This window comes from Photobacterium sp. GSS17, assembly GCF_028621875.1.
Classification (GTDB): domain Bacteria; phylum Pseudomonadota; class Gammaproteobacteria; order Enterobacterales; family Vibrionaceae; genus Photobacterium; species Photobacterium ganghwense.
In genome coordinates this window covers 1439517-1460383 of record NZ_CP117517.1, presented here as the reverse complement: position 1 = coordinate 1460383, position 20867 = coordinate 1439517, and the positions used below count along the sequence as shown (strand labels likewise).

At 48.6% G+C, this 20867-nt stretch carries 19 protein-coding genes; 11 read left to right on the top strand and 8 right to left on the bottom strand.

Features of this window, described 5'->3' with window-relative positions:
• Positions 1-50: 50 nt before the first annotated feature.
• The gene (locus PGW97_RS06460; protein ID WP_273859338.1) at positions 51-959 is read left to right on the top strand and encodes a manganese-dependent inorganic pyrophosphatase; all 909 of its coding nucleotides are present in this window, start codon (positions 51-53) and stop codon (positions 957-959) included.
• A 212-nt stretch (positions 960-1171) separates the two neighbouring features.
• Here the strand turns inward: PGW97_RS06460 and PGW97_RS06455 are convergent, their stop codons facing one another.
• Complete coding sequence (locus PGW97_RS06455; RefSeq protein ID WP_273859337.1) at positions 1172-2395, bottom strand: patatin-like phospholipase family protein; 1224 nt, start codon at positions 2393-2395, stop codon at positions 1172-1174.
• 99 nt (positions 2396-2494) lie between these two features.
• Positions 2495-2587 carry a cytochrome bd-I oxidase subunit CydH gene (gene cydH / locus PGW97_RS06450; protein WP_207103222.1) on the bottom strand — a complete coding sequence of 31 codons (93 nt, stop codon included), beginning with the start codon at positions 2585-2587 and terminating at the stop codon, positions 2495-2497.
• 137 nt (positions 2588-2724) lie between these two features.
• On the opposite strand from cydH, the gene PGW97_RS06445 reads away from it, so the two are divergent.
• The 6 genes from PGW97_RS06445 (at position 2725) to panP (ending at position 9246) form a co-directional block, all read left to right on the top strand.
• Positions 2725-3318 carry an outer membrane beta-barrel protein gene (locus PGW97_RS06445; RefSeq protein WP_273859336.1) on the top strand — a complete coding sequence of 198 codons (594 nt, stop codon included), beginning with the start codon at positions 2725-2727 and terminating at the stop codon, positions 3316-3318.
• Positions 3319-3713: 395 nt separating this feature from the next.
• A complete protein-coding gene (locus PGW97_RS06440; RefSeq protein WP_217391732.1) occupies positions 3714-5195 on the top strand; it encodes a sodium-dependent transporter in 1482 nt (493 codons plus the stop codon).
• A gap of 2 nt (positions 5196-5197) precedes the next feature.
• Positions 5198-5299 (top strand): MetS family NSS transporter small subunit, encoded by a 102-nt coding sequence (locus PGW97_RS06435; RefSeq protein ID WP_107193797.1) that lies wholly within the window; start codon positions 5198-5200, stop codon positions 5297-5299.
• A 307-nt stretch (positions 5300-5606) separates the two neighbouring features.
• A complete protein-coding gene (locus PGW97_RS06430) occupies positions 5607-6119 on the top strand; it encodes a hypothetical protein (RefSeq protein WP_047885641.1) in 513 nt (170 codons plus the stop codon).
• Between the two features lie 402 nt (positions 6120-6521).
• The gene (locus tag PGW97_RS06425; RefSeq protein ID WP_273859333.1) at positions 6522-7517 is read left to right on the top strand and encodes a DUF2860 family protein; all 996 of its coding nucleotides are present in this window, start codon (positions 6522-6524) and stop codon (positions 7515-7517) included.
• Positions 7518-7593: 76 nt separating this feature from the next.
• Positions 7594-9246, top strand: coding sequence for a pyridoxal-dependent aspartate 1-decarboxylase PanP (panP, locus tag PGW97_RS06420; RefSeq protein WP_273859332.1), 1653 nt, complete (start codon positions 7594-7596; stop codon positions 9244-9246).
• Positions 9247-10041: 795 nt separating this feature from the next.
• Here panP and torR read toward each other — a convergent pair.
• Complete coding sequence (gene torR, locus PGW97_RS06415) at positions 10042-10755, bottom strand: two-component system response regulator TorR (protein ID WP_047885644.1); 714 nt, start codon at positions 10753-10755, stop codon at positions 10042-10044.
• A 200-nt stretch (positions 10756-10955) separates the two neighbouring features.
• Here torR and torC point away from each other — a divergent pair, with 200 nt between their 5' ends.
• The 4 genes from torC (at position 10956) to PGW97_RS06395 (ending at position 16388) form a co-directional block, all read left to right on the top strand.
• A complete protein-coding gene (torC, locus tag PGW97_RS06410) occupies positions 10956-12122 on the top strand; it encodes a pentaheme c-type cytochrome TorC (RefSeq protein WP_047885645.1) in 1167 nt (388 codons plus the stop codon).
• Between the two features lie 70 nt (positions 12123-12192).
• Entirely contained in the window at positions 12193-14721 is a 2529-nt protein-coding gene (torA, locus tag PGW97_RS06405; protein WP_207103223.1) for a trimethylamine-N-oxide reductase TorA, read from the top strand.
• 211 nt (positions 14722-14932) lie between these two features.
• Entirely contained in the window at positions 14933-15583 is a 651-nt protein-coding gene (gene torD, locus PGW97_RS06400) for a molecular chaperone TorD (RefSeq protein ID WP_273859331.1), read from the top strand.
• Positions 15584-15812: 229 nt separating this feature from the next.
• A complete protein-coding gene (locus tag PGW97_RS06395) occupies positions 15813-16388 on the top strand; it encodes a hypothetical protein (protein WP_047885648.1) in 576 nt (191 codons plus the stop codon).
• 163 nt (positions 16389-16551) lie between these two features.
• On the opposite strand, the gene PGW97_RS06390 is transcribed toward PGW97_RS06395, so the two are convergent.
• The 5 genes from PGW97_RS06390 to hutW all read right to left on the bottom strand — a co-directional run bounded on the left by PGW97_RS06390 (position 16552) and on the right by hutW (position 20462).
• Positions 16552-16761 (bottom strand): hypothetical protein, encoded by a 210-nt coding sequence (locus tag PGW97_RS06390; protein ID WP_273859329.1) that lies wholly within the window; start codon positions 16759-16761, stop codon positions 16552-16554.
• Positions 16762-17121: 360 nt separating this feature from the next.
• Positions 17122-17523, bottom strand: coding sequence for a hypothetical protein (locus tag PGW97_RS06385; RefSeq protein WP_273859327.1), 402 nt, complete (start codon positions 17521-17523; stop codon positions 17122-17124).
• A gap of 193 nt (positions 17524-17716) precedes the next feature.
• Positions 17717-18274, bottom strand: a complete 558-nt coding sequence (gene hutZ / locus PGW97_RS06380) for a heme utilization protein HutZ (RefSeq protein ID WP_047885651.1) — start codon at positions 18272-18274, stop codon at positions 17717-17719.
• Positions 18271-18804 (bottom strand): heme utilization cystosolic carrier protein HutX, encoded by a 534-nt coding sequence (gene hutX, locus PGW97_RS06375; protein WP_273859324.1) that lies wholly within the window; start codon positions 18802-18804, stop codon positions 18271-18273. The genes hutZ and hutX overlap by 4 nt, the downstream gene beginning before the upstream one ends.
• A gap of 107 nt (positions 18805-18911) precedes the next feature.
• The gene (gene hutW, locus PGW97_RS06370; RefSeq protein ID WP_273859322.1) at positions 18912-20462 is read right to left on the bottom strand and encodes a heme anaerobic degradation radical SAM methyltransferase ChuW/HutW; all 1551 of its coding nucleotides are present in this window, start codon (positions 20460-20462) and stop codon (positions 18912-18914) included.
• Between the last annotated feature and the right edge of the window lie 405 nt (positions 20463-20867).

The window sequence follows — 20867 nt, the reverse complement described above, 5'->3', positions numbered from 1 at the left end:
ATTGACCGTAACGTCCCTTCCCTTCCTCTTCTAAAAATACAGGAAACAACATGATTGAAGTCGTAGGTCACAAAAACCCTGACAGTGATAGCATCTGTTCTGCATTAGTGGCGGCTGAACTACTTAAAGCTCGCGGGCTGGATGCAAGAGCGGTACGTCAGGGAGACATCAACCGTGAAACCCAGCATATCCTCGAAACCGCAGGTGTTGAAGCGCCGGAAATGTGTACCACCGTGGCTGGTAAATCTGTATGGTTGGTCGACTTTTCCGATCTGGCACAAGGCCCTGACGACCTTCAAGCCGCCGAAATCGTAGGCATTGTTGACCACCATCGTCTGGGCGATGTGACCACCGTTAACCCGCTGGAAGCCTGGATCTGGCCAGTGGGCTGCACCTGCACCATCCTGTTTAATCTGTTCCAGATGGAAAATGCCACTATCACGCGTCCATTGGCGATTTTGATGATGTCGGCCATTCTGAGCGACACCGTAGGCTTTGCTTCACCAACCTGCACGGATAAAGATAAGGCCGCCGTCACTGCTCTGGCCGAAATTGCCGATGTACAGGATCTGGATGCTTTTACTGAAGCATTGCTGATTGCCAAAACCGATATTGCCGGACTTTCCGCCGATGAGCTGGTCAACAAAGACCTGAAAGCGTATGCCTTTAATCAGCGCGATGTGGTTGTTGGTCAAATTGAGCTGGCAACACTGGCTCAGGTTGAAGAGATGATTGACCAACTGGAAGCAGATCTGCAGCGTCGTTGTGACAAGGAAGGTCTGGCACTGGCCGCACTGATGCTGACAGATATTACCACCAGCACTACCCGACTCCTGTTCCGCGGCGAATGGTCAGAAAAGCTGGCACCATTTGCAGACGCTGCCGGTCACCTGATGATGGAAAATACTCTGAGTCGCAAAAAGCAAGGCTGGCCTTGGCTGCAAAACGTGCTTGCCTGAGAGAAGTGACAAGGCAAATATTTTTCCAAGACCTTAAGCATGCTTAAGAAATGAAGTAAAAGGAACCAGACGGTTCCTTTTTGCTTTCTGATGAGCGGCTGAGAATTCTCTTCAGCCCAGAAGTGCTTCAATACAACAGAAGAAACACTTGCGACACCGTATGCACCAGAGAGACACAAGAGAAAAGCACCAGAGAGATACCAGAATCAACGCTATCGCCGCTTGGGCAAGCTGGTCGTGTCGTTTAGGATATCTGCGAAATGCGCGATAAACTCTCTGCCGACAACTTTCCCCTCCCGGTAGTCCACTTCCAGATCATCTTTATCACTCAGCAAAGCGCGACTACGCAGGCTTTTTTCCGGTGCAATCTGGATCACCTGCAACCCTTCAGGTGGTGCATACATAAAATCATGTGCCGCCTGGTAGGTCGTGTAATAGCGATTGAGCATCTCAATCACCTCGGTACTTTTACTCTTACCGGCAATTTTGAGAAAACGTTCGACATTATCGACCGACAATAAGCTCCATTTTTTTCCTTTGCTGGCTTCAGCTTCAATTAACTCACCGGCACTTTCTTCAATGGCATTGTCGACCGGATGGCGCTCATTCCTCGCTTGTTTCCAGCTATCAAACTTTGATGTCCATTCACTGTGCAGTACCTTTACTTTATCAATCGACTCATTCAGGCTGAGACGATCAATATACTCAGGCACCAGTGTTTCTATTTTTTCCCGCCAGTCTTTTAACAGCCGGTTGTCGTCTTGCTGCGGCCTGAGTAACAAGGGTTCAGTGCGAACGACAATGACTAAATCCGCCCCCCGGTTCCAGGCTTCTTTTACCGGTACCGCAGCACTGACACCACCATCAACCCACTCCAGTTCATCGATATTCACCGGCAAGTTATAAATCACCGGTATTGCACAGGATGCCCGTAATACATCAGTCCAGTTGCCCTGATACATGGGCATATATATATCCTGCAAGGTATCTTTTCGGGTCATGCAAGCCAGAGCGGTACGGTAACGCAGCACCTGCTGCGCCGTCACGACATCCAGTGGCGTAGAGCCTTGCTCTCCTACTTCGCGCAATGCCCAGTCCAGATCCATTGACTGTTGCTGACTCAGATATTTGTAAAGATTGAAGAATTTACTGTCGGTGGTGTAATTGACAATAAAATTGTAGCCAAATTTAGGCTGACGACTAATGAAAGAAGAGAGATTCAGAGCGCCGGCAGACGTTCCGATATATAACTCGAAGGGATCAAAACCAGCTTCAAGAAAAGCGTCAAAAACCCCGGCAGTAAAAATACCCCGCTGGCCTCCCCCTTGCACGACAAGAGCGATACGACGCTTTTTTGCAGTTTTCAGTTTAGAGGAGAAATTGTTAACCAGTTGTATATCAATATCTTTTAAACTGAATGGCAAATGATTAGTCATACACCTGCCTCTTTCATAACGAACACGTTGGCAGACAGTATATCGCACTCCCCATTCAGTTTTTCAATAGTGATCACAATTTGCTTTATTATTAATAAATTACGTAGTAATCGCGATAATGCCGAATGAAAACAGTACCGTCATCACAACAGCAACGGTGACAAGTGCTAACTTGAGATCAAAGTCCATCATAAAAACCTCACTACTTATCATGGCTTAACATATTTTTAACCCTATTTTAGGGAGACTTCAAGATTATGACTATTGGAAAAGCACTAATTTCGGAAAGCTGTCACACTAAATTTCTGTTTAGAAAACTGGACAAGGAAATGAAAATACCCAAGTTGCTTTTTGCAGCCGTCGGCCTGTTCACCTCAATGCATGCGCTGGCAGAAAACACAATTTATGTCACTCCTTATATCGGCTACACCTTTTCCAATAACATCCGGGATGAAAATCAGCTGAACATTGATATCGATAACGATGTTCACTACGCCCTGGGCCTGGAAACAGATTTTGAAAATGGTCGGGTCGGCCTATTTATCAGCCACCAAAAAAATGAAGCCAGCCCATTCAGTGATGACGGCACCCTGACCTACGTACATATGCAAAGCGCCCTTCACTATCAATTGCAGCACCGGCTGAACAGTTTTATTGGTGCCAGTATAGGCACCACGATCCTGGATGTTGACTGGAGTGACAGCGATTTAGTGTTTTCTGCTGGTATCCACGGTGGAATGACCTACCAGCTGGCTGACAATTTTGCGGTGGTGTTTGAAGCTCGATGGCTGGCCAACCTGATTGATAGCGACACCAGCACCATTTGCACACTGCACACGGGGAATGAAACCTGCAACGTTTCAATCGATTCAGAGTGGCTGACGCAGTTTCAGACCAATCTCGGCCTCACATATTCGTTTTAAAAGAGCCAAATGACAGCAGAGAAGACCAAATGCTCTGGTCTTTCTCTGTTTTTTACAGTGAATAACTCCTTTTTGGCTATTTTATGGTCATTGATTGCAAATATGTAAAATAAAATTTATCACTAGCGTAAAACTTAACAATAGTGAATTAAACCAGCCTTTTCCCAAGCCCCACTCCGTTGTTTCATCCTACCTACTGCTACCAATGAATATCACCACTGGACATAAGCAGGTCCTCTACTATGCTCTATTGCGTAAGACATTTTCTCTAGCTACTCTCGAAACATCTGCCTGGTCTAACCTTTCAAAGATCATGCAAGTCACGGTTTATTAATGGAATATTTCTCTACTAATTCCTCGTTATATAGGGATTTGCAGTACATAAGGAGATGCATATGAAACGAGAACAATGGGGCTCACGAGCCGGGTTTATCCTGGCAGCAGTGGGATCAGCAATTGGCCTGGGGAATATTTGGCGATTCCCATATATGGCTTATGAGAATGGTGGCGGCGCATTTTTTATCCCTTACCTTTTTGCCATGCTCACCGCAGGTATCCCTTTTATGATCATGGAATTCAGCCTCGGTCATAAATTACGTGGTGCCGCTCCCCGCGCTTTTTCTAAGCTGGGTGTGAAGTATGAATGGCTGGGCTGGTTCCAGGTGTTTATTGCTGCTGTTATCGCCGTTTATTACGTCGCGGTTATCGGCTGGGCAATTTCCTACCTTGGTTTTTCTTTCTCTCAAAGCTGGGGATCGGATACCAACGCCTACTTCTTCAGCGAATACCTGAAGTTAGGTGAAAACTCACCGTCTAAACTCGGTGACCTGCAATTCCACATTGCCATTCCAATGGCCATTGCCTGGGCAGTCACCTTTGCAGCTATCTTTACCGGCGTAAAAGGCGGGATTGAACGCGCCAACAAAATCATGATGCCTCTGCTGTTTGTCATGGTTATCGCGCTGATTGCTCGTGTAATCTTTCTGCCGGGTGCGGTGGATGGTATTAACTATCTGTTCCAACCTGATTTCAGCAAGATCATGGACGCAAAAGTATGGTCTGCAGCTTATGGTCAGATTTTCTTCACCCTGAGTGTGGGCTTTGCCATCATGGTGGCTTACTCCAGCTACCTGCCAGAAAAATCTGACATCAACAACAACGCCTTTATGACCGTGTTAATCAACTGTGGTTTCTCAATCACGGCGGGTGTGTTGATCTTCGGCGTACTGGGCTACATGGCTCAGGAGCAAGCGAAGCCACTGACAGAAGTCGTTTCTGCTGGTGTGGGGCTGGCCTTCGTGACCATCCCTGCAGCTATCAACTTGCTGCCAGCACCTTATATTCTGGGTCCGCTGTTCTTCCTGGCTCTTGTGGTCGCCGGTTTGAGCTCACACATCTCGATTCTGGAAGCTGTCACCAGTGCCATTATCGACAAACTGCACTGGTCACGTAAGAAAGCCGCTTCAGTCGTATGTGGTGTCGGTTTTGTGGTGTCAATGGCATTTGCAACCAACGGCGGTCTGCTACTGCTGGATTTGGTCGACTACTTCATCAACAACATTGCCCTGCTGAGCAGCTGTCTGGTTGAACTGGTTATCATCGCTTGGCTACTGAGAGTCTCTGACATTCGTGACTATGTTAACGAGCGTTCAGAAATCACTGTCGGCAAATGGTTTGAAGTCTGTATCCGTTACCTGAGCCCACTGATGCTGGCTGTAATCCTGGGCACCAACCTGCTGAATACAGCAAGTGAAGGCTACGGCGGTTATGAAACATCCGACCTGCTGATGCTGGGTTGGGGATTGGTTGCGGCCATGTTTGTTTTGGCTGTCATCATTAACCTGTCATCTAAACCACAGACTCATCAGGAGGCATAATTATGACTACAGGTGCAATTATCATGATGCTGTTCGGACTGGGCATTACCTGGGGTGGAGCTGCCTTCTGTATCTCCGTCGCCATGAAAGAGCGCGGACACTGAACACTTCAGATCTCGTTCTGATTCAAAAAGTAAAAAGAGGCTCACATGGGCCTCTTTTTTTATTTGGGCCAGCTACTGTGTTAAGCATTTTTAAACACAACGGTTTAAATACCACTAAGGCCACGACTCTCCCGTTCAATTGTGTTAACAGTGATCCATTCCCACAAAGAATCCTTTTCCTTTGCTCAATCATCCCGTTACAATCAGCGAACCATCAGGACATAAGATGGCTTAGCAAAAATAAAAGCGAACTCAAGCGCTATCGCGACAACTTGGGCCCAATAGATATTACATTCAAGGAAAGGCAATGAAGTTAGCTGCAATTTTACTTTCAGCCGCCATGCTACCAGCCACTGCTCTGGCTGCCAATGACAGCTGTGAAAGCCAAAAATATCACCAATATATCGATGCCTCACTGACCTGGTACCAGCAACTGGTTGATATCACTGTCGAGAAAGATGCCAGCCTGAAAGACGTCGGCGACTGGTTTTTAGAAGGACGTAAGCACCACTTTGAGCTTAACCGTGAAGTGTTCGACTGGTATCTTGCCAACGACAAAGAAAAACTGGATTTGTCGCAGCCGGTTGAATCCTGGCTGAAACTGACCCAGCAGGATGTAAAGGCATTAGCTGAGCAACATTCAGAACTGGGTAAAACCGCCAAGCAGGCTTTTGATGACCGCCAGAGCAAGCCTCACCCTCAGAACTATGCACTGCGTAGCGCCTTCGCCGAACTCCTGACCCATCCGGGTAAAATTGAAAAGCCTCTCAACGATTACAACAAAGCGATGACAGCCATTGCTGACATCTCATGTGATTAAGGCTGCACCTGTTGGCTGGCAGGGAAAGTGCGATGTGATCACACTTTCCCTGCCAGCCAATTTTGCCCTCACAAAATGGTCACCTTCGTATTCACTTTGTCTTTGTCTCAATATCCGCCTGTAATACACCTACCGTAATCCATTACAGCAAAGCTCACTGAAAAAAATGGATTATGTTCACGGCCAACTTCTATCGTCATTTGTATAAATAAAAAGCGCGGAAACTATGTGGAATCGTTTGCGAAAAATAAACGAAGTTCACAATATACCCTCTGCTTATGCATCAACGCCGTAAAGCAAATTACTGCCTGCTTTTATTTAATAACTAACTCTGTAAAAATCCCCCACATAACACCTACAAAAATAACAAACAATCCACATCAGCTTAAATCAGGAGTCTTCATGAGTTCGCATTCTCTGGGTAGAATTGCTCACATTTCCGCACTGCTTATTGCCTCATTCCCCGGCTATGCCGCAACAGCTAAAGACTGGCAACCAGGTCTGAGCGGCGATATCGCTGTAATGGCCGGTTATTCACACACACGCTCTCAATTTGATACCGATAACAATGTTACCGACAGCTTGGACAGCCAGGGACAAGGACGTGACAGCGGCATTATTTTCCCTCTCGGTACCCTGAAATACACCAACCAGGCCGGTGACAAACAAGTCTACATGGGGAGTAACCAAAGTGACTTGATCTACGGTCGATTCAACCTGGAGCTGGGTTATAAGCAGCGATTACAAGATAACAGTGTTATCACTATTGCGTATGCGCCGGGCCTTATTGCCTCAGAAACCTGGAAAGATCCCTTCGTAACCAACGTGAACCGTGAAGAGACCGACGTAAATACCAAGGCTCTGCGTCTGATCTATGACCGCATCCTGGGCACAAATTTCTCGTTTGAATTTGCACTGCGTGAGCGCGAAATTGACAATGAAGAAAGCGGTCTGGCTAATTTCACGCCTGATGAACAAGCACTGCTTCGCCGTGACAGCGATATCTATTACAGCCAACTGAGCTACCTGCATCGGATTAATCAGGATCTGGCCCTGCGTGGCGCAGCCAGTTACACCAGAACTGACGCCGATGGTGATGCGATGTCCAATGACAGATATGGTGCGGATATTACCGTTATCAAAAACTTTGAACGCTCTAATCTGGCCGTCACACTGCATTACGACTACTCCGAATATGATAAAGCTAACCCCGTTTTCGGCAAAAAACAGGAAGACAGCTTGCTGGCAGCTTATCTCGCATACCGATATGCCGAACCTTTTGGCTGGAAACAGTGGAGCTTCCTGGGCATTGCAGGGTACGGCTACAGCGATTCGAAGATCAATTTCTATGAAAACGAAGGAACAGTGATCACTGCCGGTTTGAGTTATCACTTTTAATTTTTTTCGACAGCGGCGGCAATTTGCATTAAATTAGCAACAATTTGCCGAACAAAATTACAAGATATCAAGTGATATGGCAGTGATGGATTCTAAAAAAGCCGATGCGACCCAAGCGTCATTACATCGCATTTTTACGGTGCCGGAAGCACCAGACTCAACCCTGGGCCGGATCGAGAAAGAGATTTCGGAAAACCTGAACGCTTTTCTTCAGACGCACATTGCGGCCAGAGAAAAGCCACTGGCCGAGATCGAAAAAGACTTTTCTTGCGCAGACATTCCTGAGTCTCCCAGCTTTGTCTCAGACCATACGCATTTCTTGCTGGATAAACTGGTGGCGCAGTCTGTCCATACCTCGGCGCCGACCTTTATTGGTCACATGACCTCAGCACTGCCCTATTTTTTGATGCCGCTGTCAAAAATCATGATCGGGCTGAACCAAAACCTGGTAAAGATCGAGACCTCGAAAGCATTCACCCCTCTGGAACGTCAGGTACTTGGCATGCTGCACAACCTCATCTACGACGAAGATGAGCGTTTTTATGCGCAGTGGATGCACAGTGCTAACCATTCGCTCGGGGCATTCTGCTCCGGGGGCACCATTGCCAACATTACCGCCCTGTGGGTGGCACGCAATAACGCCCTGAGGCCAGATGGTTCATTCCGTGGTGTGGCGCAGGAAGGCTTGTTCCGGGCAATGAAGCACTACGGCTATGAAGACTTGGCTGTGCTAGTCTCAGAGCGGGGCCATTACTCGCTGAAAAAAGCCGCAGATGTTCTCGGTTTAGGCCGGGATTGCCTGATTCCGATCCAGACAGACAGTGATAACCGGGTTTGTGTTGATCAAATGCGTGCCAAGCTGGAATCACTGAAACAGCAGAATGTGCGAGTTTTTGCCATTGTTGGTGTCGCCGGTACAACGGAAACCGGTAACATTGATCCCCTTGATGCACTGGCTGATTTGGCTGCCGAATACGACTGCCATTTCCATGTGGATGCAGCCTGGGGCGGCGCAACACTGATGTCCAATAAGTACCGTCCATTGCTTAAGGGCATTGAACGTGCAGACTCCGTCACCATTGATGCTCATAAACAGCTGTATGTGCCAATGGGCGCGGGTATGGTCATTTTCAAAAACCCGGCATCCATGAGTGCGATTGAACACCATGCGGAATATATTCTGCGTAAAGGTTCAAAAGACTTAGGGAGCCACACGCTGGAAGGTTCACGCAGCGGAATGGCAATGCTGCTTTATGCCAGCCTGAACATTATCAGTCGTCCCGGCTACGAAATGCTGATCAACAACAGTATCGAGAAAGCCCGCTATTTCTCTGAACTGATCAAGGCGCACCCTGACTTTGAGTTGGTCACGGAACCGGAACTTTGCCTACTGACCTACCGCTACCTGCCGGCTCGCACTCAGCAAGCACTGGCAATCGCCAACACGGCGCAGAAAGAGCTTCTGCTGGATGCTCTGGACGATCTGACCAAGTTCATCCAAAAACGTCAGCGTGAATCAGGGAAGTCTTTTGTCTCACGGACTCGGATTACCCCTGAAAAGTGGGATCGTAAACTGACTACCGTTTTCCGCGTGGTGCTGGCTAACCCTTTAACCACAGAAGCCATCCTACAGGATGTGCTTGAAGAGCAGACTCAGATTGCTCAGGAAAGTGAGAAAAGTTATCCGCTGATCATGAACATGACAGAGTCCATTCTGGCAAATGCCTAAGGCTACCACCGTTGACCGCTCAGGATGCGCTGTGCTCATCTTGGGCTATTCATCGTAAGCTGCTATCAGCAAGAGGCTATCTGTTTTCAGGGCGATTCGTTTACAAGATGATTCGTTTACAAAGCTAAGTGTTTACAAGGCTACCCGATCTGACTATTCAGCTGGGTAGCTTTTTTCTTCTCCTTTATCATTTCCTCATTTCCTCAATATTTCCATTCCTCATTGATACTGAGCGGCTTAAGATGCTGCCTTTACGAACCATGTAAAAATTGACAGGGTAAGCTGAACTTCACTTAGTACTCACGCTCAGTTAATGAATGATTTTTCACCATCAACGGTATTAATTTGACGCATTCTTTTCGAGTAATCTGGAAATTTCATTCGGGAAAAGTATCGAACCGCTTTGTTGAATGGCTATTATTTAATCAGCCACTCTGCGATTATCCGTTATGAAAAATTTGTCTTCAGAAAAAAATTTAAATATTCCGGTTACTTTGAATTTATAAAATGTATAACCGCCAATTTTTCATTTACATTTAAGAAAAGATTTAGGCCCATTTTTGTTACCAGGATAAACCATGGATAAAAACAATAACCATTAAAAAATACATATTTAAAGTTAATGATAAATTAATGGTCAAAATTGATATTCCAGGCATATTAATATCCAGTAATAAAAATTGATCAATATCAATGAAAGGTCGGATTTATCGCTATGGAAAAGGTCGACACACCTTGTGAGTCGACCTAAATATGACAAGTTATGACAAAACAGAATTGAAATTGTATGGGATATTAGTCACCCGCAAACATGTAACCTTCACCATGAACGGTCACAAAGATCTGGGGATTTTTAGGGTCAGTTTCCATTTTAGAACGCATACGACGAATCAGAACATCGATGGTGCGATCGTTCGGTGCTTCTACCCGATGGCTGAGCATATTCAGAATGCGCTCGCGGCTCAGTACCACATTGGGATGGGACGAAAACGCGACCAACAGTTCGTATTCAGCCTTGGTCAGTTTTACCGGCACACCATTGTGGGTCAGCGCACGTTTGTTGATATCAAATACCCAGTCGCCAAATCGGATGATGCTGTCTTCCTGCATTTCAGTCACTGTCTCGCAACGGGCCTTTTCCACCAGCGAGATACGCCACAGCAGGTTTTTCACACGTACCAGTAACTCCCTCAACTCAAACGGTTTAGTAACGTAATCATCGGCCCCCATTTCCAGCCCGACAATACGATCAATACTGTCTGTACGACCTGTGACGAGAATGATGCCGACTTCCGAACGGCTACGCAGTTCACGGGTCAGCATCAGACCGTCTTCACCTGGCAGATTAATATCCAGCATCACCAGGTCAATCTTTTCCTGAGCCATAATCTCGCGCATTTGCATGCCGCTTTCCGCCTGGCTGACTTTATACCCTTCATTTTCAAAATAACCGACCAACTTGGTACGGGTAACAATCTCATCCTCAACTACAAGTACGTGATGACTCATTTCATTCTCTTTATGTCTATTTAACTGTTCTTTTTAACGGTAGTACAAAAGGCGGCTATTCACAATTTGTCATAACACAGACATTTCTGTTAATCGCCACCGTTAACCTTATTCACATCGTGGAATTAAGATTACCCCATAAAAATTTAAACGTCACCGTTGTTTACGGCAGGCAATTCATCCATACACGGAATCATACTATGAAAAAACTTTGGCAAAAGTTAATAAAGCCAAGCAGCAAGTATCCTATTATTGCGCTGGTTTTAGTGGGCATTGGTATTACATTGGCGGGCACCTTTGTAGTTCATAAAGGATTTGAACTGACATCCTCAATTGAATTCTGTACGTCTTGCCACACCATGGAACAGAACTACGAAGAATATAAACAAACAGTTCACTTCAAAAATGCTTCCGGTGTGCAGGCTATTTGTACTGACTGCCACCAGCCTAAAGATTTTCCGGGCAAAGTATTCCGTAAACTGGAAGCGGCAAAAGATCTGTATCACCACTTTATTACCGGCAAAATCGATACACCGGAAAAATTTGAAGATCACCGTTTGGAGATGGCTCAGAAAGTCTGGGAACGCATGAGCAGCCAGAACTCGAAAACCTGTAAGAGCTGTCACTCCTACGACAACATGGATCACAGCAAGCAATCAGCGAAAGCAGCTTTCGAAATGAAGAAAGCGGCGGCCGAAGATCTGAACTGTATCGAGTGTCACAAAGGTATTGCGCACGAACTACCAAACATGGCAGGTGGCTTCCAGAAAGACTTCCAGGCGCTGCAGGCAACAGCAAACAGCCAGGGTGCCAATGCCGAAGTCCTGTACTCGCTGGGTGAAAAAGACCTGTATGCCGTGGCTGACCCTAACAGCAAAGCTGACGGTAAACTGCTGCCGGCTTCTCAGGTCAAAGTGCTGGAACGCAAAGACAACATGCTGAAAGTACAAATCGACGGTTGGCTGGAAAAAGCAGGTAAAGGCCGTGTGATGACCGAATACCTGGGTAAACGTGTCTTTAAAGCGACCATTCGCGGTGATGTGAAAGCGACTGAGAAACTGATTGAAGAGAAAACCGACAGCGCAACAGACATCGTATGGCAGCACGTTTCTGTCGAAGCCTGGATTACTGCGGAAGACATGATTGACGATATCCAGCCAATCTGGAACTACGCAAAGACCATGTACGGCTCAACCTGTAACGCCTGCCACGCGGCACCAGACCCAGCGCACTTCACTGCGAACGGCTGGATCTCTGGCCTGAATGCAATGAGCGCATATTACCGCCTGAGCAAGACAGAAGAACGTACTCTGCTGAAATACCTGCAGAACCACGGCAAAGACACAGGCGGCGCAGGCGCGCACTAATTCCTGAACGGTGGCGGGAGCACAGCTCCCCCCACTTTTCCACAAAGAATTTAAAATTAAGGATTGTTCAATGGCGACTCAAATTCTCAATAAAGGCGTTTCACGCCGTCGCTTTCTGTCTGGTCTGGTAGCGGCCAGTGCAGCATCCGTTGTGGGCACCAGCCTGCTGGCTCCTCGCAGCGCACTGGCAGCCACAGACACCAAAGCAACCTTCACCGGCGAAGTACTGTCTGGTTCACACTGGGGCGCATTCCGTGCCAAAGTCGTGAATGGCGTATGGGTAGATACCGTTCCTTTCGAGAAAGACAAACACCCGACCACGATGATCAACGGTGTGCGTGAAGTGGTATACAACCCGGCTCGAGTGAAGTACCCGATGGTTCGTCTTGACTGGCTGAAGCACGGCTTTAAGTCTGACACCAGCCAGCGTGGTGATAACCGCTTTGTGCGTGTGCCTTGGTCGCAGGCGCTGGACTTCTTCTATCATGAACTGGAGCGCATTCAGACCACGTACGGCCCAAGTGCCCTGTATGCCGGTCACACTGGCTGGCAGTCTGTGGGTAAACTGCACTCTGCAAGTACCATGATGATGCGTGCTATCAGTCTGCACGGTACTTTCCTGTCAAAAGCCGGAGACTACTCAACCGGTGCTGCACAGGTTGTACTGCCGTATGTTGCTGGTGCGATGGAAGTGTACGAGCAACAAACCTCATGGCCGCTGGTGCTTGAGCATTCTGACACCATCGTGATCTGGGGTTCTGACCCAATCAAGAACCTGCAGGTTGGCTGGCTGGTGCCTGACCACAGCCCGTACGCGTACTACGAGCAACTGGCTGAGAAAGTGAAAAATAACGAGATCAAAGTGATCTACGTTGACCCTGTGGTTTCCGATACCCAGAAATTTGTCGGTGGCGAGCAGGTGCGTGTGAACCCGCAAACTGACGTGCCACTGATGCTGGCGATCGCTCATACTCTGTATAGCGAAAATCTGTACAACAAAGAGTTTATTGCTGACTACACCACAGGTTTTGATAAGTTCCTGCCTTACCTGCTGGGCGAGAAAGACGGCGTAGCAAAAACACCGGAATGGGCGGAAAAGATCTGTGGCGTCAAAGCTGACAAGATCCGTGAAATTGCGCGTCAGATGGCGTCAGGCCGTACCCAGATCATCGGTGGCTGGTGTCTGCAGCGCATGCAGCACGGCGAGCAGTACGCGTGGATGCTGGTTGTGGTGGCCGCCATGCTGGGACAAATCGGTCTGCCGGGCGGTGGTTTCGGTTTCGGCTGGCACTACAACGACGCCGGTTCCATTACCTCAAATGGCCCACTGATGTCAGGCTTCAGCGGTGTAACGGGTGTTGACCCGATTCACAACGGCTCTTACAAAGGCTACTCGACCTACATTCCTGTGGCCCGCTTTGTCGACTGTATTGAAAACCCGGGTAAAACCATCAAGTGGAACGGCCATGATGTGACCTTCCCTGAAATGAAGATGGCGGTATTCTGTGGTAACAACCCGTTCCACCACCACCAGGATCGTAACAAGATGATCAAAGCGTGGCGTAAGCTGGAAACCGTGATTTCAATTGATCACCAGTGGACAGCGACCTGCCGTTTCGCGGATATCGTCCTGCCGGCAACAACCACGCACGAGCGCAATGACATTGAGCAATACGGTAACCACTCCAACGCCGGTATCATCGCTCTGCCGAAAGTGGTTGAACCTATGTACGAAGCCAAAGATGACTTCGACATTTTCAAAGATCTGTGCCGCCGATTCGACCGTGAAGAAGCCTTTACTGAAGGCAAAACACAAATGGAATGGATTGAGCAGATCTATAACGGCGCTCGCCTGCAAGGTCGTGGTTTGGGCGTTCGTATGCCTAACTTCAAGAAATTCTGGGAAGGTGAAGGCTTTATCGAATTTCCTGCGGGTCAGGAATGGGTACGTCACGAGTCATTCCGTAAAGAACCGGATCTGGAACCACTGGGTACGGCTTCCGGCCTGATTGAAATCTACTGTAAGACCATTGCCGACATGGGCTACGACGACTGTCAGGGTCACCCGATGTGGTTCGAGAAAAATGAGCGCAGCCATGGCGGTCCACGCTCTGACAAGTTCCCGATCAACCTCCAGAGTACGCACCCTAAACACCGTCTGCACTCGCAGTTGTGTTCGTCAACTGAGCACCGTGCGACCTACTCTGTGGCCGATCGTGAACCGATCTACATCAACACAGAAGATGCCAAAGCACGCGGCATTAAGTCTGGTGACATTGTGCGCGTATTCAACGACCGTGGACAGGTGCTGGCGGGTGCTGTCGTGACTGACGACTACATGCCTGGCGTGTGTCGTATTCACGAAGGTGCATGGTACAGCCCGCTGGAAGGCGGTAAACCAGGTACGCTGTGTACGTACGGCGATCCAAACGTACTGACTCAGGATGTGGGCTCTTCCAAACTGGCACAGGCAACATCGGCCGCATCGGCACTGGTTCAGATAGAGAAATACACTGGTCCGGTGCCGGCTGTTACCGGCTTCAACGGCCCGACAGAAGTAACTGAGATCAACCCGTTGTTCCCGGCGATGGATATTTAATATAAACCCGGAACTACGCTAATAATCTGTACCTCAGACAGCCAGGGGTTTCCCCCTGGCTGATTTCTCTTCGCTGAGCCGGGTATCTCAGGTACACCGACCCGTATCGACGAGAGCCTATTCACATATACTAAGGTCAGCACCTTAACTATCTGAATATGCTTTTCAAACGGCGCATATTAAGACGCCGACAGCCTGATTTGGAGTGATCATGAAAGAACTCATTGCTTTCAACGAACAACGAGCCGAGTTTTACTGGTGGATGTCTTCCCTGTTTGCCCGTGAGCTGACGGCAGAAGACATTGCCCAATACCAGGACGGCGAAATGCTGACCTACCTGTCCGGCCTTGGCATGACCGAAGAACTGAAGCAACAGGTTGACGCATTTCGTGATGCTATCCATCGTCTGGGACAACGCGCAGACGCTCAATTAGAACTGGCTGCCGATTTTTGCGGCCTGTTCCTAAGCACACCCAAATCCGGTGCTTTGCCATATGCATCCATGTACGTCGGCGAAAGCGGACTGATGAATGACAAACCGGCGCAGGATATGAATCAGTTACTGGATGAATACGGAATTGCCCAACGTAAGGATTTTAACGAACCGGCCGATCACCTGGCGATCGAGTTGGATTTTCTGGGCAACCTGATTATCATGGCCAATCAGCAAAAGACAGAAGCCGATGCCGAACCGCAGATGCAGGCGCAACTTCACTTTCTGGAAAACATGCTGCTGAACTGGCTGCCGGCGTTTACCAGTGCCGCCAAAGCGCGAGACCCGTTTGGGTTCTATGCGGCCGCAGCCAGCCTGCTGCTGGCCTTCTGCCGACTGGATACCAACTTCCTGAAAGGCGAAGAATAATATCCCCGCTGGTCGTAGCAGCCAGCGGTTTTCCATCACTATCGTGACGTTGCCGGCAGAAGGATTGCCGGCTTTTTTCTGTTATGCTGTTCAGTTTTCGTGCAGTATTCATGACACAATACTGACATATCGATAAACAAGCTTCGATACATTGATTTCAACCGGAAATCGACGTTTCATTCTGGGTTTAGCCCTGAACGAGAAAGTCACAACTAGCAAAGGTTATTCTATGCAAAACAGCTTAACGCGTACTGCCACATTCCCAGCACTTACCCGCAAAGCCATGAAGCTGTCACTACCTGTGATGCTGGCCGCGTTGTTTACGCTGACTCAGCCAGTACAGGCAAGCGAAACGACCGATAACGTTGCCAGTCAAGCCGCGGCCACGAAAGCGACCACACAGCGAATCAATGCGATTCAGCGTGATTTGACCAGCATTCGTCAGCAAGCACTGAAAGCAAACCCGGAACTGGTTGAACAAGCCAAAGCGTTCGAAAGTGCTTACAAAGAGAAAGCACAGGAAATCGGCTATAACCCTGAAGAATTTATTGCTCAGGCCCAAGAGTTGCAGGTAAAGATCCGTGACGAAGGTTTGTCTGAACAAGAGCGCAGCGACCTGCTGCATGAATTTGCGAAAGCCAAGCAAACGCTGGCCAAACAACGCCAGACACTGCTTGAAGATGAATCGCTGATGGCACTGCAAAACGAACTGCAAAACAATACCCTTACAGCGATGAAAAACCACAACCCGAAAACCGAAGAGCTGGTTTCAGAACTCAACCAATTGATTGAGTCTCTTCAGTAACCCCATCCCCCTGGCATTGCCGTGGCTCCCTGTATTCCACGCCGCGGCAATGCATTTTCTCCTGTAGATTGCGCTTCCTCTGCTGATGTGTTGCTTGTGGCATTCTGGTTTGTGGCGGTCTGGCTTCTGGTAGTTTAGCTTCGAGTGCTCCGCTCCTGATGCGTCAAAGCTCGTCATCCGCATACGGACTTAAATCAATCCCCATTTCTTCCGCCATGTCTGCCCAGTAAGGCTCCGCCTCACAAACACAGCAGTCATACCACAATGCAATTCCGTCATGCATATTCGTTTTCTGGTGGCTCCCTTCATGTTCGCGTGCAGATTGCGGTTGTGATGCCGAAGCCACTTTGCCATGCGTTGTTACTTTTCCCATCTGTCTCCCCTCTCCTTCATCTATACCGCCAACGCTAAATCCACCCGTTGCTGCGACTTTGCCGGTACAAAGCAATCGGATTAACACTGCTGATTCCGGTTCCAGTTCTCTACAAAGTATAGAAACGACCCAAGAATAGAATCGACCTGAAGTGACAAATAGGAGCGGTAATTGCGTCGTGCCACTACAGCGACAGCGACAGCGACAGCGACAATGATGGCAGCGCATGCATTTATGACAGAATAAGCGGAGCCGATAAGTAGATGAAAAAAGCCGGTTGGTAAAACCGGCTTATTAGAAGTGACGTTCTACAACAAGGAACGATGGAGACCAGAGACTCATCACCCGCCAGGGCGAATATCACAGCTCAATCGCCTTGTGCTCATTCAGTAAGCGGATGCCTTTGAGGTGCTGAGCAAACCACTTCACAATCGCCAGCCCGGCAATCGCTAAGCCAACCACTGGAATGGCTTTAAGCAAGACATCCAGCCAGCTGCTGTGCACCCAGTACGTTGCCCCTGCGACCATGCCGCTCATTGTCGCAGCAGTTACGCCTAATACCACGAAAAACGTAAAGAAAAGAAAAAACGTACGGATGAGGGTGTAATAATGGCTGTAACTGAATTCATCCGTCCCTTTGTTGAGCTTATACCCGGCGTAAATCACCGCGACAATCCCGGAGATCATCAGTGTCAGTGGGGTCAACAAGCTGGCGATATAGGCAAACCGCAAGCCTTTCATATCCTGATTTTTATTCACCATAATCAAACCTGAAAAAAGGGAAGAATAGGGTTAATTATCACACGGTTTCAGAACTCAGCAAGCCAAGACAGGACAGAGGATGATCATGATCATCGGAATCCGGCAGAGTCCGTTAAAATCCCCTAAACGCACACAGCCCGGCAGTTACACCGGGCTGTGAATGGTTCAATACGGAATCAACCCGTTGATGCTATTACAGTTCTTCAGACGCTTCCGTCACTTCACTGCCGTCTTTGATCCGCTTGTGTCCTTCCTGCAGGTGGACAAAGTCCACCAGATCATCACCAGATACCTGGAACGCCTGACCAAAGCCTTTAACAAACAGTCCCTGCGTAGGTGACAAACGGAACAGGGTAAAGTCTTCCAGTCCGCTCAGCCCGTCAACGATATCACCGAAACGTGCCTTCAACGCTGCAATCGCGTCCTGCCACTTGTCAGTTGTACGTTCCACCACCGTCACATCAGCTTCAAACGTCAGTCGTTTACGCGCATAAAGCGTCTTTGACAGGCTTTCATCTTCAATCATCATCAGCGAAACCTGCGGGTTTTCCAGCAGGTTACGGGCGTGCTTGGCAATCTGGCTGATCAGTACATAATAACCGTCGTCCAGCATAGCAAACGGTGCATAGCTGACATTGGGTTTACCGGCAGCATCGACGGTTGCCAGTTGCAAGGTCTGGCAGGCTTCACGAAATTCTTTAATTTCCGGGCCAAGGCGATTTTGCAGGCGCTCTTGCTTTACTTCACTCATTCTGACTTTTCTCCGTGGAACGCGAATTTTAATTGTTGGAATTTTTCAATTTGTTCTGGGAACAATTGTCGCTGCTTGTCGCGACCAAGATACACCTTGAAGACACATTCACCGCCAGTCGCAAAGAAGCCGATAAAGTAGCTTTCCTGCCCCATGAACGGTTTACTGACCAAGGCGATATCCGAAATACGCTCCAGACGCAGGTGGCCATGCAATTCACCCGGTTTCCCCATTAAATTGTAGTAGCCGCGTGCTTCCTTTCCTTTTGGAAACGGCGCTTTGACTTCAAAGATGGAGCCCATTGAATGCACGATCGTCGTCACTGGCCCCCAGCCGGACAAATCTTCCAGAATTGCTTTGGCGTGCTCACCCGGCAAGCTGACCACCAGCTCTTCAGGCATCGCCATGATGATCTCTCCTTCAGTCACGTCCAGCATCTCAGCCATAGAAACAGCATGTAACTTCGGGTCTTCGGCCAACATCTCAGCAACGTTGGCTTTCAGTGAGGCTAGTGAGATTTTCTCAAACACAATATTTCTCCAGATACTGGCTCCATGACGACGGCTGCCGACGACCGGAACAGATTGATTTCAGTTTTTCACAATTTCTTCATCAGAAAGAGGCGGTTTCTGAGTGATTATGCGGTCAGACGTTCGTTGCCAGTCAAGGCCTGCTCCATCACCTGAATCAGCCCCTGCGCCAGCGTGACAGACCAGAACGCTCCCGCCAGGGTCAGCGTGAGGTAACTATCTTGCACGTTAACCAGCCCGTTGCGCTGCCACACCTCAAACAGCGGGTGACACCAGCGGAAAGCGTCCCATCCCGCAGCGCGATTCAGCGCTTTTTCTGACAAAGCACCACGATCAAAACCGGCTTTAATCGAGGCATGCACTGCCGCATTGGGCGACATTGTCATCATCATAGCAACCGGGTGTTGACCCTGCCTGACCGCATTGAAATATGACGGTAACTGACGGCATTGCATCAGGCTGATCCCACCTACGTGGCCACCGGCACCGGCACCAAGCGGAAGCACTTCAGCCGACGTTTTCGCCAGGCTGTTATACAGGCTGCGTTCCCGGTTATCCCGCGCCCAATGATTAACACTCAAACGGTGCAGGTGGTGTTTGTCCATCATCTGTACGCCGAGTTCAAACATCCCGGCTTTGCTCGCGGTATCCGCAGGAGGCGGTAAACGCTGGTTAGCCACCAGATCCATCATGGGCGTGCTACCCATAGGGATCAGCTGATACAAATCAACACCATGAGCACCACAATCCAGAAAATCCGTCAGATCCTGCGCCCACACATTCATTGTCTGATATGGCAGACCGTACAGCAGATCAATCACAATAGGGGCATCATTTCTTGCACTAAGGGTCTGTATTCGTGTCAGAACCGCCTCGCGATCGTCCAGCCGTTTGGCCTTACGTCGCACTTGCGTATTAAAGCTTTGTACCCCGAATGAAAAGCGGTTAAAGCCCCCTTCCAGCGCGGCATCAAACAAAGCATCATCAAATCTATTAATCCGCCCTTCCAGGGTGATTTCACAGTCATTCGTCAGTGGAAAATACTGTCGGATTAACTGCCCCAACCGGGCAATCTGCCTTGCGGTCAGATCCGTGGGCGTCCCTCCCCCCACATACACAGCCTGAAACGGTGCGGCCTGTGTCCACGGCTGGGCAGCTTTCATTTTCAGTTCTAGCACCAACGCATCGAAATACTCTTCAATGAGCGATGCACTCGCCGCATGCTGGAAAAAATTACAGTAGGTGCAACGTACCCGACAAAATGGGATATGCACGTACAAACAACGATTCGCGGGCTTTTCTGCCGCCAGCAACACATTCTCAAACTGAGACTGAAAAAGGTCAGGCGATATAGGCTGCTGGCTGCCACCCGCATGCGCCGAAGCTTTATTGTCAAACGCAAACCGCAGCGGGTCAGGCGTATGCCGACCTGTTACCAACTCAGGCAACGCTGTCACCTTCAGCTCAAAGCCAGGCGCATGATCTTCGAATGCAATGCCCTGTTGCTGGGGCAACCCATCCTGTGATGTATCATGCTCGGCCGCTGTACACTGGGAAACGTTAACCTTTGATACTTTATGTACTTCTTTCTGATGCATCTCTTTTGTATGCATTTCTTTTTTGTACATTTCTTCTTTGTACACTTTTTCTTTGTACATAGACACTTAAGCCAAAATGGCTTCTCCTCAACGGGCATTGTCTGACGTGCCAGACGACCTTGAGCACCGCAATACCAGCATCCTCTATGTCAGAAAAGAAACTGTTTCAGCATTACCAGTGCTGCGCCTTGTTGAGCGAAAGTGACGACTTTCTCCGGGAAACATCTGACAAGAGCTGAATGAGACCCACAGCTAGCTCGTCGTTTACACGGCCTGTCTTAACCGGCCGCTTCCCATGTAATCTTTTTATCTCACCAACGGAGACGTCCTGTCTGCGTGCATTAATGAGAACATATCTTATTTGCGTGCACTATAATTACCCACAAACAATATTGCAAATGATAATTGATATTATTACCATTCCATGGATAATGAGAACCGTTATCGAATAGAGTTGTTCAAACA

Bases quoted from the DNA above. Each gene is read 5' to 3' on its own strand.
- panP (WP_273859332.1), top strand. From the start codon at position 7,594: ATGGCAGTGATGGATTCTAAAAAAGCCGATGCGACCCAAGCGTCATTA.
- PGW97_RS06445 (WP_273859336.1), top strand. From the start codon at position 2,725: ATGAAAATACCCAAGTTGCTTTTTGCAGCCGTCGGCCTGTTCACCTCA.
- PGW97_RS06425 (WP_273859333.1), top strand. From the start codon at position 6,522: ATGAGTTCGCATTCTCTGGGTAGAATTGCTCACATTTCCGCACTGCTT.
- PGW97_RS06385 (WP_273859327.1), bottom strand. From the start codon at position 17,523: ATGGTGAATAAAAATCAGGATATGAAAGGCTTGCGGTTTGCCTATATC.
- PGW97_RS06430 (WP_047885641.1), top strand. From the start codon at position 5,607: ATGAAGTTAGCTGCAATTTTACTTTCAGCCGCCATGCTACCAGCCACT.
- hutZ (WP_047885651.1), bottom strand. From the start codon at position 18,274: ATGAGTGAAGTAAAGCAAGAGCGCCTGCAAAATCGCCTTGGCCCGGAA.
- cydH (WP_207103222.1), bottom strand. From the start codon at position 2,587: ATGATGGACTTTGATCTCAAGTTAGCACTTGTCACCGTTGCTGTTGTG.
- PGW97_RS06390 (WP_273859329.1), bottom strand. From the start codon at position 16,761: ATGGGAAAAGTAACAACGCATGGCAAAGTGGCTTCGGCATCACAACCG.
- PGW97_RS06395 (WP_047885648.1), top strand. From the start codon at position 15,813: ATGCAAAACAGCTTAACGCGTACTGCCACATTCCCAGCACTTACCCGC.
- torR (WP_047885644.1), bottom strand. From the start codon at position 10,755: ATGAGTCATCACGTACTTGTAGTTGAGGATGAGATTGTTACCCGTACC.
- PGW97_RS06460 (WP_273859338.1), top strand. From the start codon at position 51: ATGATTGAAGTCGTAGGTCACAAAAACCCTGACAGTGATAGCATCTGT.
- torC (WP_047885645.1), top strand. From the start codon at position 10,956: ATGAAAAAACTTTGGCAAAAGTTAATAAAGCCAAGCAGCAAGTATCCT.
- PGW97_RS06435 (WP_107193797.1), top strand. From the start codon at position 5,198: ATGACTACAGGTGCAATTATCATGATGCTGTTCGGACTGGGCATTACC.
- torA (WP_207103223.1), top strand. From the start codon at position 12,193: ATGGCGACTCAAATTCTCAATAAAGGCGTTTCACGCCGTCGCTTTCTG.
- torD (WP_273859331.1), top strand. From the start codon at position 14,933: ATGAAAGAACTCATTGCTTTCAACGAACAACGAGCCGAGTTTTACTGG.
- hutW (WP_273859322.1), bottom strand. From the start codon at position 20,462: ATGTACAAAGAAAAAGTGTACAAAGAAGAAATGTACAAAAAAGAAATG.
- PGW97_RS06455 (WP_273859337.1), bottom strand. From the start codon at position 2,395: ATGACTAATCATTTGCCATTCAGTTTAAAAGATATTGATATACAACTG.
- PGW97_RS06440 (WP_217391732.1), top strand. From the start codon at position 3,714: ATGAAACGAGAACAATGGGGCTCACGAGCCGGGTTTATCCTGGCAGCA.